Genomic DNA, 17,858 nt, shown 5'->3' on the forward strand with positions numbered 1-17,858 from the left:
GTCAAGACGAAAAACTAACGCCCCAAGAGGAATTATTGCTCGATCCCATTACCCCTTAGGCCAGTTCCTGCAGAGATAAGTCGTCCCATGATAACATTTTCTTTCAGTCCAACGAGTTCGTCGATCTTTCCAGCCATCGCCGCGTTGGTCAGTACCTTCGTCGTTTCCTGGAAGGAGGCTGCAGAAATGAAACTCTCGGTAGAAAGAGAGGCCTTCGTCACACCCAACAGCATCGGTTCAGCAACCGGTGGTGCCTGCCCCGCGGCGATCAGTCGATCACGTTCGTCCTCGAATTTCCACCATTCCACCTGCTCTCCGATCATGAATCTGGAATCACCAGCCGATGTGATCTGAACCCTTCGCAGCATCTGACGAACGATGACCTCGATATGCTTGTCGTTGATCTTGACACCCTGCAACCGGTAGACTTCCTGGATCTCATTTACCAGAAACTTGGCAAGCTCCTTGACCCCGAGGACCCTGAGGATGTCGTTAGGGACAACGGTACCTTCCATCAACGGTTCGCCGGCCTGCACGTAGTCACCCTCATGCACAATGATATGCTTGGCTTTGGGTACGAGATATTCCTGGGGCTCACCATACTCAGGTGTAATAAGAACCCTTCTCTTCCCTTTCAATTCCTTGCCGAAACTGACCCGCCCGTCAATCTCCGAGATAATGGCCGGCTCTTTTGGCTTGCGGACCTCAAACAATTCGGCGACACGTGGCAGTCCACCGGTGATATCCTTGGTCTTGGAAGTCTCACGCGGAATTTTTCCGACGACCGTTCCCGGCATGATCACGTCACCCTCGTTGACCGATATGATCGATCCGACAGGAAGACTGTAACGCGCATAGGCCTCGGAATCAGGAAGTTTGAGGGTCTTTCCCTTATCACCCTTTACTGAAATACGGGGGTTGAGCTGGGAACTACCGGCTGAATGGATGATGACCATCGACGATTTTCCGGTGACGACATCCACCTTTTCCTGCATGGTGATGCCCTCGAAAATGTCACCATACTTGATCGTTCCACCCACCTCGGCAACGATCGGAATCGTATAGGCATCCCAATCGGCCAGTATGGTTCCGGCAGCGACCTCCGCCCCTTCTTCCACAGTTATCTGGGCACCGTAGTTGACTTTGAACCGCTCACGCTCGCGTCCGAGTTCATCCATGATCGAAATCTCGGCGTTGCGGTTCATGACGATCTTAACACCATCAGCGTTCTCAACGAAGTGGAGATTCTTGAAGCCGACCTTGCCACCACGCTGGGTCTTCAACTCGGCCTGCTCAACTGAACGGCGAGCCGTACCGCCAATATGGAACGTACGCATGGTCAGCTGAGTGCCGGGTTCACCAATCGACTGCGCGGCAATGACACCGATGGCCTCACCGATATTGACCATATGGCCACGGCCGAGATCGCGACCGTAGCAGGCGGCACAGACACCCCTCCGCGACCTGCAGGAGAGCACTGACCTGATCATGACCCGATCAATACCAGCCTCCTCGATCAGACGCACCTTCTCTTCGGTGATTTCGTTTCCGGCCTCGACCAGAACCTCGTCGCTATAGGGGTCGCAGACATCTTCCAAGGCAACCCGCCCGAGGATACGATCACCGAGCGGTACAATGATCTCTCCACCATCAAGCAGCGGTTCCGCAACGATACCATCCAGGGTCTGGCAGTCACGTTCGACAATTGTCGATTCCTGGGCCACATCGACAAGACGCCTGGTCAGGTAGCCGGAGTTGGCGGTCTTGAGTGCCGTGTCGGCAAGACCCTTGCGGGCACCGTGGGTGGAGATGAAATATTCCAGAACCCCAAGACCTTCACGAAAGTTCGCCTTGATCGGAGTCTCGATAATGGCCCCGGAAGGCTTGGCCATCAGACCGCGCATGCCTGCAAGCTGACGGATCTGATCGCGCGAACCACGGGCACCCGAGTCGGCCATGATGAAGATCGAGTTGAAACTGGGCGACTCCACGAGTTTGTTGTCCTTGTCGCGGAAGTATTCCACCTTGATTTCGTTCATCATCTCGTTGGCGACATCTTCAGTGACCTTCGACCAGATATCAACGACCTTGTTATATTTTTCTCCGGAAGTGATCAGACCGTCGGTGTACTGCTGCTCGACATCAAGCACGTCCTTTTCGGCCTTCTCGATGAAGTCTTCCTTGCTCAGCGGAATCTTCATGTCATTGATACAGATCGATATCCCCGCCTTCGTCGCATACTCATAGCCGATATCCTTGAGACGGTCGGCGACAATGACGGTGTCTTTGGTCCCGGCATTGCGATACGTGAAATCAATGAGCTGCGCCAGGGCCTTCTTGCTCAGGACCCGATTGACTTCCTTGAACGGAACGCTGGTCGGCAGGAGTTGCCCGAGAATGATCCTCCCCATCGTGGTATCGATCATCTCGCCGCTCATCCGCACCCTGATCTTGGCCTGAAGGTGCACCTGATCGTAGTCGTAGGCGATCATCGCCTCGACCGGGCTGGAGAAGACCTTGCCCTCGCCGGCGACGTTGATCCTCTCACGAGTCATGTAATAGAGGCCGAGCACGATATCCTGCGAGGGGATGATGACCGGTTCGCCATTCGCCGGCGACAGGATGTTGTTGGTCGACATCATCAGGACCCTGGCCTCGACCTGGGCCTCAACCGAAAGGGGCACGTGGACGGCCATCTGGTCGCCATCGAAGTCGGCATTGAAGGCCATGCAGACCAACGGGTGCAGTTGGATGGCCTTGCCCTCGATCAGGACAGCCTCAAAGGCCTGCATGCCGAGGCGGTGGAGAGTTGGGGCACGGTTCAGGATAACCGGGTATTCGGTGACCACTTCATCCAGGACATCCCACACCTCCTTGACACCCTTCTCGACCATCTTCCGCGCACTCTTGATGGTCGTGACAAACCCTTTGCGCTCAAGTTTGTTGTAAATAAAGGGCTTGAACAGCTCAAGTGCCATTTTTTTGGGAATGCCGCACTGATGCAACCGCAGATGCGGGCCGACGACAATGACTGACCGTCCCGAATAGTCGACGCGCTTGCCGAGCAGATTCTGCCTGAACCGTCCCTGCTTGCCTTTCAGCATATCGGAAAGGGATTTCAACGGCCGCTTGTTCGCTCCGGTGATAACCCTGCCGCGGCGGCCATTGTCGAACAGGACATCGACGGCCTCCTGCAGCATCCGTTTCTCGTTGCGGATGATGATATCCGGGGCATCGAGTTCCAGAAGCCGCTTGAGCCGATTGTTGCGATTGATCACCCGTCGATAAAGGTCGTTGAGATCGGAAGTGGCGAACCTGCCTCCTTCCAGAGGGACGAGAGGACGGAGGTCAGGTGGCAGGACGGGAATAACCTCCAGCACCATCCACTCCGGTTTATTGCCGGACTCGCAGAACGACTCGATGACAAACAACCGCTTCCCGAGCTTCTGCCGCTTGGTCTGAGAATTAGTGGTCGCCATCTCCTCCCGCAATTCCTTCGACAGCGCCACGAGATCCTTGCTGGCCAGCAGGTCGCGGATTGCTTCGGCGCCAATACCAACACGAAATTTTCCGGGAAATTCCTCACGCATCTGCCGATACTGATCCTCGCTGAGCAGTTTCCCTTGCGGCAGGCTTTCGACCTCGGATTCGACCACGGCATACTGCTCAAAATAAAGAATCTTTTCAAGCTGCTTGAGTGTCATGTCGAGAACCGCACCGATCTTGCTCGGCAGGCTCTTGAGAAACCAGATGTGGGCGACCGGGGCGGCGAGTTTGATATGGCCGAGCCTCTCCCTTCTGACCTTCGATTGGATGACTTCGACACCACATTTTTCACAGACCACACCGCGATGCTTCATGCGCTTATATTTGCCGCAGTTGCATTCGAAATCCTTGACCGGTCCGAAAATCTTGGCACAGAAAAGCCCATCCCGCTCAGGTTTGAATGTGCGGTAATTGATGGTCTCCGGTTTCTTGACCTCACCATGCGACCAATCCATGATCTTTTCTGGTGAAGCAAGCGAGATCTTCACCTTCCTGAATTGTGCGGGGGCTTTCGGTTTCTGAAAAAAATTAAAAAGCTCTTCCACGCTATCACCTCTCCCTTTACAAAGGATTCATCCGACAGCAGAAGCTGCTGTCGGATCTTGAAGAGATTGTCCCCTATATGGGCAATATTATTGAAATTGGCTCAAGTCTCGGTCGACGATCTCACAACCGGGCTTCTATTACTCAATCAGTTCCATATTGAGACACAATCCCTGCAATTCTTTGACAAGAACATGGAATGATTCTGGCAGGCCAGTTGTCAGGAAATTATTACCCTTGACTATGCGCTCGTACATGGTGGTCCGGCCCTCGACATCATCTGATTTAGCTGTGAGAAATTCCTTCAAGGTATAGGCAGCCCCATAGGCTTCCATCGCCCAGACCTCCATCTCACCCAACCGTTGCCCACCGAATTGAGCCTTACCCCCCAATGGCTGCTGGGTCACCAATGAGTATGGTCCAGTAGAGCGGGCGTGTATCTTGTTGTCGACAAGATGATGGAGTTTCAGCATATACATGACGCCAACGGTTACCTTGTTGGCAAACGGTTCCCCCGTCAGGCCATCATAGAGCTGGCTCTGTCCGACTTCATCAACCCCTGCCTCAACCAGCAGTCGGCGGATCTGTCCTTCCTCCGCTCCATCAAAGACCGGGGTCGCTACAAACAGGCCATTCTGGTGCTCTCTGGTCCAGGCGATCAACGCTTCATCATCCTTGCCGGATACGATCGCCTCGTACTCTCCAGGGCTGTAGATCAGGGCCAGTTTTTTCTTGATCGCATCGGCTGCATGTTCGTTGGCCAACTTAGCCAGCTGTTCACCTAGTTTTTTGGCCGCAAAGCCAAGGTGAACCTCAAGCACCTGGCCGACGTTCATACGCGAAGGAACGCCCAATGGGTTGAGCACGATGTCGACCGAGGTACCATCGGCAAAGAAAGGCATATCTTCTTCCGGCAACAGACGAGAGACAACACCCTTGTTGCCATGCCGTCCGGCCATTTTGTCGCCTACAGACAGCTTTCTCTTCGTGGCCACATAGACCTTCACCATCTTTACAACACCTGGAGGCAAATCGTCCCCTTTCCGCATCCGATCGATAATCCCTTCATATCGTTCGGATATCAAACGGGCCTGCTTTTCATACCGGGCAAAGGCTGCGTCAATCAGGTCTTCATACTTCGACTTTTCCGAAAAATCGATGTCTCGCAGGTTATGAAACCCTATCTCCAATGCCATGTCCGCCGTGATCTTTTTGCCCAGCTTGACGACAACTTGTCCGTTAATTCCAATAATATCGGCTTTAGCGGTCCGGCCTTCAATAATATTGCCTATCTCTCTGCAGACACCTCGTTTCAGGCTCCGTATTTCATCGATTTTATCCTGATTGAGTTTCTCAATTTCGAGATCCTCGATCATCAGTGATCGCTCGTCCTTATCCACTCCTTTGCGGGAAAATACCTTGGCATCGATAACAATGCCGGATACCCCGGGCGGAACCCGCAGGGAGGAATCCTTCACATCCTGGGCTTTTTCACCAAAGATCGCCCTTAAAAGTTTTTCCTCGGGAGACAGAACGGTCTCACCTTTTGGAGTAACCTTGCCGACAAGGGTATCACCGGCCTTCACCTCGGCACCAATTCTGACAATACCGGAGTCATCGAGGTTTCGAAGTGTTTCCTCACTGACATTGGGAATATCTCTGGTTATCTCTTCCTTGCCGAGTTTGGTGTCACGAGCCATCGTCTCAAACACCTCGATATGGACCGAAGTGAAGGTATCTTCCTTCAGCAGACGCTCGTTGACGAGAATCGAATCCTCGAAGTTGAACCCGCGCCATGGCATGAAGGCGATTGTCACATTCTTGCCGAGTGCGAGTTCGCCCTGGTCACAGGATGGACCATCCGCGAGTACCGTTCCTTGGGTAACCCGAGTTCCAGGAACAATCAACGGCGTCTGGTTGAAACAGGTGTTCTGATTTGATTTTTTGTATTTCCCTAAACGATATACCGCAACTCCGGTATCGTACCCATCAACGCCGGGTTTATCATAGCGAACAACAATCCTGTTCGAATCAGCCTCTTCGACAATACCATCACCAGCACTGAGCAGGCAGGCGCCTGAATCTCTGGCAACGTATCGTTCCATCCCTGTACCGACGAGTGGAGCCTTCGTCACCATCAAAGGGACAGCCTGTCTCTGCATGTTTGATCCCATGAGAGCACGGTTTGCATCATCGTTTTCAAGAAATGGAATAAGAGACGCTGCAACACTGACAAGTTGATTCGGAGCAATGTCCATGTACGTAATCTTGTCAGCCGTTGAGGTAACGACCTCTCCGTCCTCGCGAACGATGAGATTGTCCAGAGTGATTCTTCTTTGGTCATCCATCTCGACCAGAGCAGGAGCGATGACATGCTTCTGTTCTTGCAACGCACTCAGATACTTGACCTCGTCAAGAACAATCCTCTCTTCCACCTTTCTGTAAGGAGTTTCGATAAAACCATAGGGATTAATCCTGGCATAGGTCGCAAGTGAGACGATCAAACCAATGTTCGGTCCCTCAGGTGTCTCAACAGGACAGATTCTGCCGTAATGAGTCGGATGAACATCCCGAACCTCAAACCCTGCCCGCTCCCTGGATAAGCCTCCAGGTCCAAGAGCACTGAGACGCCTCTTGTGAGTGACCTCGGACAATGGATTGGTCTGATCCATGAACTGGGATAATTGACTGGTGCCAAAGAACTCCTTGATTGCAGCGGATATGGGCTTCGGATTGACGAGATCATGCGGCATGAGGGTTTCAACATCCTGCAGAGTCATCCTTTCCTTGATTGCCCGTTCCATCCTGACCAGACCCATGCGGTACTGGTTTTCCACAAGCTCACCAACCGTACGCACCCTCCGGTTACCGAGATGATCGATATCATCTACCCCGCCCTGTGTATCCTTCAACCGCACCAGATGGCGGATTGAATAGAGTATATCTTCGCGTGTCAAGGCCCTGTTGGATATGTCAATATCAAGGCCAAGTTTCGCATTAATCTTGTAGCGACCGACCTCAGACAGGTCATAGAGATCCTGATTGAAAAACAGATTATCAAAGAAGGATTGGGCAACTTCAACGGTTGGCGGACTGGACGGACGAAGACGCCTGTAAATCTCCAACAGAGCCTCTTCAGTCCCGGCGACCTTATCGGAAGCCAAGGTCTTGCTGAAGGAGTCCGAATACTTAACTCCATCGATCATCAAGATCAAAAATTCAGAGATCCCGGCATCCTTCAAGGTATCGAGCAGGGTATCGGTAATTTCGGTATTGCATAGCGCAATAGCTTCACCTGTTGTCGGATCAAAAATCCCTTTTGCGAGGATTCTCGTGACGACAGCCTCCTTCGAGATCTTCAGGTATTCAATTCCGGCTGATTTGATTTTCTTGCAGAGATTTGAAGTAATTTTCCGACCTTTTTTTGATAAAATTTCACCATCCAGGGGATTTACAAGATCAAATTCAAGCCTCTGGTTGATTGCGGTTTCCTCATCGAAACTGCAGAAAAAATTTTCCCCATCCCGTTTGATGGTGTTGATTGGATAGAATTCCTGCAATAACTCTTCCGAAGTATATCCTATCGCCTTGAGCAGCGTAGTTGCGGGGAATTTCCGTCGCCTGTCAATTCGTACATGCAATATATCCTTGATATCGAACTCCAAATCGATCCAAGAACCTCTGACGGGAATGATCCTTGCGGAATATAGAAGCTTGCCGCTCGCGTGACTCTTGCCGTTATCGTGGGTATAAAACAGGCCTGGCGACCGCTGGAGTTGCGATACAATAACTCGTTCTGTTCCATTGATGACGAAAACTCCATCCCCTGTCATCAACGGCAAGGAGCCGAGGAAAACCTCTTGCTCTTTGATATCACGTATGGATTGAACACCAGTTTCCTCGTCTACATCGTAGGTAATCAGGCGAACTACTATTTTCAGCGGAATTTCATAACTCATTCCTCGCTGCTGACATTCTTCTACGGTATACTTCGGTTCTCCAAATTTATATCGCACAAACTCGAGCGAGCATTGCCCATTAAAATCTCTTATAGGAAATATAGACTTGAGAATTGCCTGCAAACCATAATCTTCACGTTCATCTGGCTCACGATCCATTTGCAGGAATTTCTCATAAGAAATCCGCTGCATTGAAATCAAATGTGGTGGTTCAATAATGCAATCCGCTGTCGCAAAATTTTTTCTAACTCGTTCCATAGTTTTCCTCGAGGTTGCCGTAAGATCTTAAAACTAAATGTTTTCAGTCGGATCTTAAACTAGCTTAAGCGTGGAGATCAGAGGGGGCAGAAAGTGCAATGCAGAAGAAATACGACCTTGAAAGGAAAAACCAATGGCTGTTCCCGCACTGAAAGAGTACAGTTTATGTTAAGCATAGTAGTTCCTTTCTCAATGGTAGATTGAAGTGACCAACACGAGAGAGTCACAGTTCAATTATTTGATTTAATAATACTATTTACGAACTACCTTTATTGCTTTCCTAAACGCGACACGCTACGGGAATTAACCCGTAGCGTGTCAGTTACCAATAATTGTCATCCACAAAGGATGACAATGAATGAATATATTACTTGATCTCGATAGCTCCACCAGCCTCTTCGATCTGTTTCTTGATTGCCGCAGCTTCATCCTTGGAAACACCTTCTTTCACTGTCTGCGGAGCACCTTCAACCAGGTCTTTCGCCTCTTTCAATCCGAGGCCGGTAATAGCCCGTACTTCTTTAATTACTTTGATCTTCTGGTCACCGACAGATGTTAAAATAACATCAAATTCTGTCTTTTCTTCTGCTGCAGCCTCGGCCACAACAGGACCGGCAGCAGCAACCGCAACCGGAGCAGCGGCAGAAACGCCGAATTTTTCTTCCAGCTCCTTGATCAGAACAGAGAGCTCGAGAACGGTCATGTTTGCTATAAAATCAATCACATCTTCTTTTGTAACAGCCATTTGATTATACCTCGCTTGAATTGTAAAGATTCTCTATCATTCTCATGCAGTCACGAGCATGATCGATTAGTTGGCAGCCTGCTCTTTCTGATCCTTTATCGCCTGCAGCCCGTAGAGAAATGTCCGTGGTACGCCCGAAAGCACACGAACAAGACCCGTAGGTACAGCATTCATCACTGAAAGCAGTTGTCCTAGCAACACATCTTTCGATGGCAATTTCGATAAAGCGATCAACTCCTCAACACCAATTTTACTGCCATCAAAAGAAGCAGATCTGATTTTAAATTTTTCATGTTCATCTGCAAATTTTGCCACTACTTTGGCAGGCAATATTGGATCACCGTAGGCAATCACGACAGCAGTTGTTCCTGAAAAATCGTCACTGAGCGAAACACTATCGGTGTTTTGAACTGCTTTCTTTAAAAGAGTATTCTTGGCCACGCGGATTTCAGAGTCGCAGTTTCTCAGATCGATACGAATCTGTTGCAATTCCGAAACTTTCAAACCACAATAGTCTGCAACAACCGCAAATTTGGCACGGCTGAAGGAATCGTTCAATTCCGCGACTATTGCTGTTTTTTCATCACGATTCAATGTACTCCTCCCTGATTGGTTAAATTTTAAAAGGGTTCAAAGAAGCAGTTACAACGTTCAAGAGAGGCTTAATACCCATTGGAACGAATTATTCACAATGGGATTGATGATTCATTTCACCTTAGTCTCGGCAGGACGCATGAATTTCATGCGATTAAACGATTGTTCCCGCTGTCTTCGACGTTATCCAAAATATAAGTTGAGGAAAATATTCCTCTAATACCTTATTTAACTAAACTTCTGACATTCAGGGGATCAATCTTGACCCCAGGACCCATTGTCGTCGATAGAGTGACGGAACGAAGATAAATCCCTTTGCTTGTCGACGGCTTGAGCTGAACGATCTTTTCTATAAGTGTCAATATATTATCGTATAATTTCTTATCCCCGAATGACACCTTCCCAAGACCGGCATGAATGATTCCAGCTTTATCAACCTTGAAGTCTACTTTTCCACTCTTGATATCTTTCACGACATTAGCGACATCAAAGGTAACAGTACCAAGCTTGGCATTTGGCATCAGGTTCCGTGGTCCGAGAATACGACCTATCTTTCCTACAGTACCCATCATATCCGGAGTGGCTACTGTTTTGTCAAAATCAAGCCAGCCCCCTTGGATTTTTGCAACAAGATCATCTGCCCCAACAAAATCAGCACCAGCTTCAATCGCTTCCGTCTCTTTAGGTCCTTTCGCAAATACAAGAACCCTGGTAACTTTACCGGTACCATGTGGCAGAACTACCGATGAACGAATCATCTGGTCAGCGTGCCTGGGATCAACTCCCAGTTTCATTGCAATGTCAAATGTTTCGTCGAATTTGGCATAGCTTGATGCCAATGCCATTTTAATTCCTTCCTCCAGGGTGTGGAGGATGGTACGATCTATAGTAGCAAGTTTGTTTCTATGGTTTTTTCCATGTTTCGGCATATCTATCGCCTCCTACTTTTGACGAAGCAGAGGAAAAGCTCCGTTCAGCAGTGTTAATTGAATTTATTAATCAACAATTGTAATACCTACACTTCGTGCGGTACCTTCAATAATTTTCATAGCACTCGCAACATCATAGGCGTTCAGATCAGGCATTTTCGTTTCGGCGATTTCCCGTATTTTGTCTCTGCTTAATTCAGCGACACGATCAACTTTCGGATTGCTTGATCCCTTCTGCAGACCAGCAGCTTTCTTCAACAGTACTGAAGCCGGCGGTGTTTTGGTAATAAAAGTGAACGAACGATCCTGATACACCGTAATCACAACAGGGACAATGGTATCCCCCATGGACTGTGTTTTAGCATTGAATGCTTTACAGAATTCCATAATATTCACACCTTGCTGTCCCAAGGCAGGCCCAACAGGAGGAGAGGGGTTTGCCTTCCCCGCTGGAATCTGTAATTTGACGTATGCAGTAATTTTTTTAGCCATTTTATTTCAACCTCTCACATTTCGACATCGTAGTGAAATTCGGAAGGTTTGAACAAAAAGAATTATATTCTATCATTCGGCCTCCCTACTACCCTATTTCATGTATTTGATACTTGAACGAATTCCAATTCGACCGGGGTCTCACGCCCAAAAATCGATACCATGACACGTACACGGCCTTTTTCCGGAAAAACCTCGTCAACAACTCCTTGAAAATTCGCAAACGGACCATCGATGACCCGCACAACTTCACCTATATCAAATATGACTTTCGGTCTCGGTCTTTCAGATCCATCCTGTATCCGTCCGATTATTTTTGCAGCATCTTCATCTGACAACGGCACCGGATTGACATCATCACCCACAAAACCAACGACCCTTGGCATGTTTTCATGAACGGTATGCCAGGTCCTGTCATTGAGCACCATACTCACAAGCATGTATCCGGGGAAGAACCTCCTCGATGAGGTTTTCCTGGATCCTTTTATCATTTCAACAACTTGTTCAGTAGGTATAAGGAAACCACCGAAAAACTCCTCGAGACCTTCCTTTCGAATTCTCTCCTCAAGGGTTGCCTTAACCTTTTCTTCAAATCCAGAATGAACCTGAAGTATGTACCATTTTTTTTCCATTATGATTTCAGAAAAGCTTTATAGGCTGGCGTTAGATCGGTTACGTTCCCTGGAGTTATCTCTATTAACTTAATTTACTGGTATTATCTGAGTAAACTACTGACAATTTTACCGATAACGAGATCTATAGACCCTAGATAAAACGATAAGACCATAGCCATAACGACAACAATTCCAGTCAACCCTAATGTCATTTTTTTGTCAGGCCAAACAATCTTTCCAAATTCAACTTTCACTTCCAGAATAAATTTTTTTATCTGTGTTGGTGAATATGGAGAAACCGACTCGGCACTATCGGAAACTGGCTTTTTATCTTTGGCCTTATTTGTCATACATCCTACGCTCTGTTATTTCGAGAACTCGAACTCGCTTAATGATATGATCATATTCACCAAGCTTTGGGAATAATATGATTTTTACAACTGGCAGGCCAGGAGGGACTCGAACCCCCAACCCCCGGATTTGGAGTCCGGTGCTCTACCATTCGAGCTACTGGCCTATCACATTATTTTGTCTCTTTGTGCGGTAAATGAGCCCGGCAAAATGGGCAATACTTCTTAAATTCAAGTTTATTCGGGGTATTCTTCTTGTTTTTGGTCGTGGTGTAATTCCTGCGTTTGCAGGTTCCACATGCTAGCGTGATTATGTCTCGCATATTTTTTCCTAAATAAAAATCACCCTGCTCTATCAAAAGAGCAGGGTGGTTAGCTTGAACTTGAGAAACTAGGCTACTATTTCACTGATAACGCCAGCACCGACCGTACGGCCACCCTCGCGGATTGCAAATCGCAAACCGGCATCCATCGCAATCGGGGTGATCAACTCGGCCTCAACCGATATATTGTCGCCGGGCATGACCATCTCCACTCCCTCAGGCAAGGTCACGACACCGGTAACATCCGTCGTCCGAAAATAGAACTGCGGCCGGTAGCCATTGAAAAACGGCGTATGACGCCCACCCTCATCCTTGCCGAGAATATAGCACTCAGCCTTGAACTTCGTGTGCGGGGTGATTGACTTCGGCGCGGCCAGTACCTGACCCCGCTCGATCTCATCCCGCTTCACCCCTCGCAGCAACGCCCCGATGTTATCTCCGGCCTGACCCTCATCGAGCAGTTTGCGGAACATCTCGACTCCGGTTACCGTCGTCTTCACCGTCGGCTTGATACCGACGATCTCAACCTCTTCGCCGACCTTGATCACACCACGCTCAATCCTTCCGGTGGCAACCGTCCCCCGGCCGGAGATCGAAAACACGTCTTCGATCGGCATCAGGAACGGCTTGGCGATGTCACGCTCTGGCTCAGGAATATAGGTGTCAATCGCCTCCATCAACTCCCAGATGCACTTCGCCGATGCCTCGTCTTCCGGATTCTCCAGCGCCTTCAACGCCGAACCCTTGACAAACGGGACTTCGTCGCCGGGAAATTCATACTTATCGAGCAGTTCTCGTAGCTCCATCTCGACCAGCTCGATCAGTTCCTCGTCATCGACCATATCGCACTTGTTCAGGAACACCACGATCGCCGGAACACCAACCTGCCGAGCAAGGAGGATGTGCTCACGGGTCTGGGGCATGGCCCCGTCGGTGGCCGCAACCACCAGAATCGCGCCGTCCATCTGCGCCGCACCGGTGATCATGTTCTTGATATAGTCGGCGTGGCCGGGACAGTCCACATGGGCATAGTGCCTCTTGGTTGTCTCGTACTCGACATGGGCGGTGGCGATCGTGATACCACGCTCCTTCTCCTCCGGCGCCTTATCTATCTCGCTGAAGTCCGTGAACTTCGCCATTCCTTTTGTCGACAACACCCGGGTGATAGCTGCAGTCAAAGTAGTCTTGCCATGATCAATATGACCTACCGTTCCAACATTGACATGCGGTTTTGTCCTTTGAAATTTTTCCTTTGACATGTTCCTTGTCTCCTCAGGCCCTTAAAATATTTTATTATTTTTCTACTTTCTCTAAATGGAGCCCACGACCGGAATCGAACCGGTGACCTCATCCTTACCAAGGATGCGCTCTACCATCTGAGCTACGTGGGCGCCTGAACAAAGAGAGCAAAAAATGGAGCGGGAAACGAGACTCGAACCCGCAACCCTCAGCTTGGAAGGCTGATGCTCTACCATTGAGCTATTCCCGCCCAGTATTTGCACATCATGAGAGAGTAATGGTGGAGGGGGGAGGATTCGAACCTCCGAAGGCGCTGCCGACAGATTTACAGTCTGTTCCCTTTAACCACTCGGGAACCCCTCCAAAAGATCTGCCCGAAAAAGGCAGCTTCTCATTATCTCTTCAGATCTCTTTTGTAAAGTCTTATTTTTGGAGCTGGCGATGGGAATTGAACCCGCAACCTGCTGATTACAAATCAGCTGCTCTGCCAATTGAGCTACGCCAGCTCATGAAACAGAGCATTATACCCAGACCGTTCGTATTTTTCAAGACGTTTTAAAACCATTTCCAACGATTTTGATTTCCATAGCGACGAGAATCATTGTCGACGAATGATAATCATTGATATCATAAAGACAAAGAAAAGCCGAAACAATTTATTGCTTCGGCTTTTCCACTGGACCTTAGAGAACGTTTAAGTAACTATTTTTGCATTGCAAACGAACTCTCTCGATATCTCTCAAATGCAAGTGCTGTTGTCCTGTACACTATATGGGCAAATTTGGTATAGGGCATATAGAGAAAAAGCATCATGACAGATACTAAATGCAAAAAATATACAACATATCCAATAGTTGGCAAGCCCAACCAACGAAGGATCTCTGCACTGAATCCTGTTACTCCAACTGCCATGATCTCCCAGATGAGAAACCAATCATAAAAGGTTCCAGTGCTGGTCCCTTCACTTTCAGACCTGGAGCGATTGGTCCAGAGCACGTACGCACCGAAGATGAGGGCTATTGCTGACACATTGGCCATAATTTTAATCGGATCATAAATCGGCAATGGACCGTGCAGCGATGGCCAGAACAACCCTAGCACATCATTTTTCAATAACGACCAGCACGTGGTGATGAAGAGACCGATAAAAGCCAACATGATGGGAAGATGTCCCCTCACTCTATCGATATTGACCTTACATTCACGAAAGCGACTATGCTTAATTATTTCAACAATTGATGGCCAAAGAAAATTGGACAAAAATTGACCGACTGACGGGCGAAAATTTGGATTAACCCCAGCATTGGCAGCCATTGTCCTCCACAGCTTGGTTACACCCATGAATGCCGAGAAGACTGCTAAGCCAGCAGCTGGAACCATAAACAAGACGATAAAAAAGATATTCTTTGCATACCATTTGAAATCCCAGGTACCAAAAAACTGTTGATAGCCATGGCTGGCAAAATGTTCTTTGGTCGGGATATGCATGGCTCCGGAAAGCATCCACATTACAAAAATAATGGCCGCAGGAATACCAATCAGCAATGGCAAATTCTTGGCACTGGTCGCAAGTTTTGCCAACCCGCTCGGCCATCCATAAAAGGTATACGCATAGGCACGGATAGCACCGAGAACATCGCCTGGTTTTGCCCCTCGAGGACAATACGCGGAACAATCCCCACATTGATGGCAAAGGAAAATATCTGGATCAGCTACGAGATTATCCTTGAGCCCCCATTGCGACCAGATCATCTCCTTCCGCGGAAAAGGTTTGTCATCTTTTGAAAGTGGACAGACAACTGAACATGTTGCGCATTGATAGCACTTTTTGACAGTGTCTCCTCCCGCGCTCTGTAAATATTTTATAAATTCAAGATCGGGTTGAACATTCATTCTTTTCCTCCTGAGATTCATCAAACCCAGAATTAATAATCACGAAAACAAAACCAAGCTGCATGCGAATTTTCCTTAATGGCAAACTGGCATGCAACGTGGACGTTATTAGAAACCCTTGAATGGGTTCGGACCCATCTCAACAATTTGATCGACAAAATCATTGAGTATCATTGGGATCTTGTCATAATCGGTGATGGCAACCTGTTCTGCTGCACACCTTTCGGATTCAAGACCCAAACTCGATAATGTGTCCCCGATATTTTCCATACGTTTGTTTGCAATTTCAGAACCTTTGACGAAATGACACTGATAGTTGTCGCCATATGTACAACCAAGGAGCATGGCACCATCCATACCGGCTGACAGGGCATCACGGATCCAAGCCATATTGACAGAGCCGAGGCAGCGAACAGGGATTATCCGGACCATGTGATTTATTCCGTTACGCTTCATACCAGACATGTCAAGCGCAGGATATGCATCATTTTCACAAGCAAAAACGATAATTCTCAGTCGATCCTCGTCATCCTCCGGAACCTCTATTGCCTTTACCATGGAACCGATCAGATCGATATTGTAATCCTTAAACCCGATGATCCTTTCAGGACATGCACCCATACAGGTACCGCAACGCCTGCACCGGGTTGGATTCGGTAGCGGTGTGCCTTTCGCGTCATCATCCAGTGCACCGAACGGGCACTCTTCAGTGCACCGTTTACACTGTGTACAACGTTGCATGAAAAATTCAGGATACGTTGCATCACCCGAACGTGGGTGAACAGAAACACCTCGATCAGTTGACTCAAGGCACTGTATTGCTTTCAATGCAGCTCCGGTCGCGTCATCAATGGTTTCTTCTATAGTTTCTGCCTTCCGCACACCACCACAGGTGTATATACCTGTACGACGTGTTTCATAAGGAAAACAGATGAAATGCGAATCCGCATATCCATCAAACAACTCAAGGTCAGAGAATGCCGGGCCCTGGCGGTAAGCTAAATTGATAGTACTTTCATAAAGTGTTGACGGTTCCATGCCGGCTGCAAGGACAACCATATCAACATCCAGAACGAGATTTTCGCCAAGAAGGGTATTTTCTGCTACAACCGACAATTTTCCTGCTTTTTCCTCGACCTTGGTGACACTGGCTTTGGTCATGAAAATGCCATTGTTCTGTTGTGCACTCTTGTAGAAAAGCTCCATATGTCCGGGCGTCCGCATATGCTGATAAAGAATATACGCTTTCCCATCCTGATTGTCGGAGCAGACATACTGTGCCTGCTTGAGAGCAACCATCGAAGTCACGGAATTACAGTACGGAAAATCTTTGTCATCCTCTGCTCCCCCCGGACTCTGGATGAATGCAACATTGGCTGGAACCTTACCAGCTTTGGCCAACTCTTCGAATTCGACATTGGTTACCACATTTTTCACGGCGCCATAGCCAAGATGCTCATACTTGGAAACATCAGCTGGTTTCCAGCCAGTTGCGAGCACAACCGATCCCACAATCGTAGCTTCAGGGTTTACTTCGGTATATTTCTGCAAACCTGCGTTGGGATCCTCTTTCTGGCCCTTATCAATGAGGTCCTGCTCATCGACCCCAACTTTTGCTGGCGCATCCCACTCACTTTTTGTCCCCGTTGGTTTGAATGAAACTGCAAAGTTTCCTGGCGCTCCTCCAATCCGAGCGACCTCAACCCCTGTTTTAATGGAAATATTGCCGTCTGAGGTCACCTTTTTAATAAGCGCATCTACAGGATTATCCTCAAGGTCAGTCCACGGGGCCTTCGTTGGGAATGATTTTCTCCAACCAGCTGCCTTCCCGCCAAGTTTATCTTCTTTTTCAACGAGTAAGACTTGATATCCTGCGGCCGAGGCCTCGGAAGCGGCCGTCAATCCGGCGATACCTCCGCCCATAACCATGATCGTTTTGTTTACGGCCTCAAGCTGGTACGGCACTGGAAGTTCAGTCTTCTTTGCCCGGGTACAGGCCATGCGCATGTAATCAGCAGCAGTTTCCTGTAGAAAGGCTGCAGCTTCCTTGTGAGGTTCCTGCCCTTCTACCGGTTTGACTTCCGACCATATGACTTGTTCTCGAAGATTTGCTCTGACAACGATCTTGTCTTCTCCAAAATCAAACTCTTTGGTCATTACCCGCGGAGAGCAAGCCCCGATGACGATAGTATTCAAACCTTCTTCGATATCTTTCTGGATAAGGCCACGCCCATCGGCGCTGCACATGCAAGAATGGACCTTGCATTCCATCGACATCTCTTTCGTAACAACTCCATTGAGTTCATCGAGATCAAGAGCATCTCCTATCCCGCAACCTGAACACAAATATGCACAATATTTTTTTGACATTTA

General features: G+C 48.5%; 12 protein-coding genes and 5 tRNA genes. All 17 read right to left on the minus strand.

All coding sequences use genetic code 11. The features are described from left to right. Positions 1-32 precede the first annotated feature (32 nt). Positions 33-4,091 (minus strand): DNA-directed RNA polymerase subunit beta', encoded by a 4,059-nt coding sequence (gene rpoC, locus ACWGKN_RS18350; RefSeq protein WP_035234637.1) that lies wholly within the window; start codon positions 4,089-4,091, stop codon positions 33-35. Between the two features lie 138 nt (positions 4,092-4,229). Continuing rightward, positions 4,230-8,306 carry a DNA-directed RNA polymerase subunit beta gene (gene rpoB, locus ACWGKN_RS18355; RefSeq protein WP_035234636.1) on the minus strand — a complete coding sequence of 1,359 codons (4,077 nt, stop codon included), beginning with the start codon at positions 8,304-8,306 and terminating at the stop codon, positions 4,230-4,232. 367 nt (positions 8,307-8,673) lie between these two features. Further along, complete coding sequence (rplL, locus tag ACWGKN_RS18360) at positions 8,674-9,051, minus strand: 50S ribosomal protein L7/L12 (RefSeq protein ID WP_035234635.1); 378 nt, start codon at positions 9,049-9,051, stop codon at positions 8,674-8,676. Between the two features lie 66 nt (positions 9,052-9,117). Beyond that, positions 9,118-9,645, minus strand: a complete 528-nt coding sequence (rplJ, locus tag ACWGKN_RS18365) for a 50S ribosomal protein L10 (protein ID WP_035234634.1) — start codon at positions 9,643-9,645, stop codon at positions 9,118-9,120. Between the two features lie 224 nt (positions 9,646-9,869). After that, entirely contained in the window at positions 9,870-10,574 is a 705-nt protein-coding gene (rplA, locus tag ACWGKN_RS18370) for a 50S ribosomal protein L1 (protein ID WP_424255620.1), read from the minus strand. A gap of 66 nt (positions 10,575-10,640) precedes the next feature. After that, positions 10,641-11,066 (minus strand): 50S ribosomal protein L11, encoded by a 426-nt coding sequence (gene rplK / locus ACWGKN_RS18375; protein WP_424255618.1) that lies wholly within the window; start codon positions 11,064-11,066, stop codon positions 10,641-10,643. 98 nt (positions 11,067-11,164) lie between these two features. After that, positions 11,165-11,698 (minus strand): transcription termination/antitermination protein NusG, encoded by a 534-nt coding sequence (nusG, locus tag ACWGKN_RS18380; RefSeq protein WP_424255616.1) that lies wholly within the window; start codon positions 11,696-11,698, stop codon positions 11,165-11,167. A gap of 83 nt (positions 11,699-11,781) precedes the next feature. Next, positions 11,782-12,030: a preprotein translocase subunit SecE gene (secE, locus tag ACWGKN_RS18385; protein ID WP_424255614.1), complete on the minus strand. Its 249-nt coding sequence runs from the start codon at positions 12,028-12,030 to the stop codon at positions 11,782-11,784. Between the two features lie 91 nt (positions 12,031-12,121). Next, positions 12,122-12,197: transfer RNA gene (locus ACWGKN_RS18390), tRNA-Trp, on the minus strand. Between the two features lie 6 nt (positions 12,198-12,203). Further along, positions 12,204-12,353, minus strand: coding sequence for a 50S ribosomal protein L33 (gene rpmG, locus ACWGKN_RS18395; protein WP_424255612.1), 150 nt, complete (start codon positions 12,351-12,353; stop codon positions 12,204-12,206). Positions 12,354-12,421: 68 nt separating this feature from the next. Further along, on the minus strand, positions 12,422-13,612 hold the full coding sequence (gene tuf, locus ACWGKN_RS18400) for an elongation factor Tu (protein ID WP_424255610.1): 1,191 nt from the start codon (positions 13,610-13,612) through the stop codon (positions 12,422-12,424). A 56-nt stretch (positions 13,613-13,668) separates the two neighbouring features. Continuing rightward, positions 13,669-13,744, minus strand: a tRNA-Thr gene (locus ACWGKN_RS18405). A 23-nt stretch (positions 13,745-13,767) separates the two neighbouring features. Next, positions 13,768-13,842: transfer RNA gene (locus ACWGKN_RS18410), tRNA-Gly, on the minus strand. Positions 13,843-13,870: 28 nt separating this feature from the next. Beyond that, positions 13,871-13,955, minus strand: a tRNA-Tyr gene (locus ACWGKN_RS18415). Positions 13,956-14,022: 67 nt separating this feature from the next. Beyond that, positions 14,023-14,098 (minus strand) — tRNA-Thr (locus tag ACWGKN_RS18420). A gap of 196 nt (positions 14,099-14,294) precedes the next feature. Next, on the minus strand, positions 14,295-15,485 hold the full coding sequence (gene qmoC, locus ACWGKN_RS18425) for a quinone-interacting membrane-bound oxidoreductase complex subunit QmoC (RefSeq protein WP_035234279.1): 1,191 nt from the start codon (positions 15,483-15,485) through the stop codon (positions 14,295-14,297). Between the two features lie 108 nt (positions 15,486-15,593). Then, positions 15,594-17,855, minus strand: a complete 2,262-nt coding sequence (locus ACWGKN_RS18430) for a hydrogenase iron-sulfur subunit (RefSeq protein WP_035234277.1) — start codon at positions 17,853-17,855, stop codon at positions 15,594-15,596. Positions 17,856-17,858 lie beyond the last annotated feature (3 nt).

This window comes from Desulfoprunum sp., assembly GCF_053613775.1.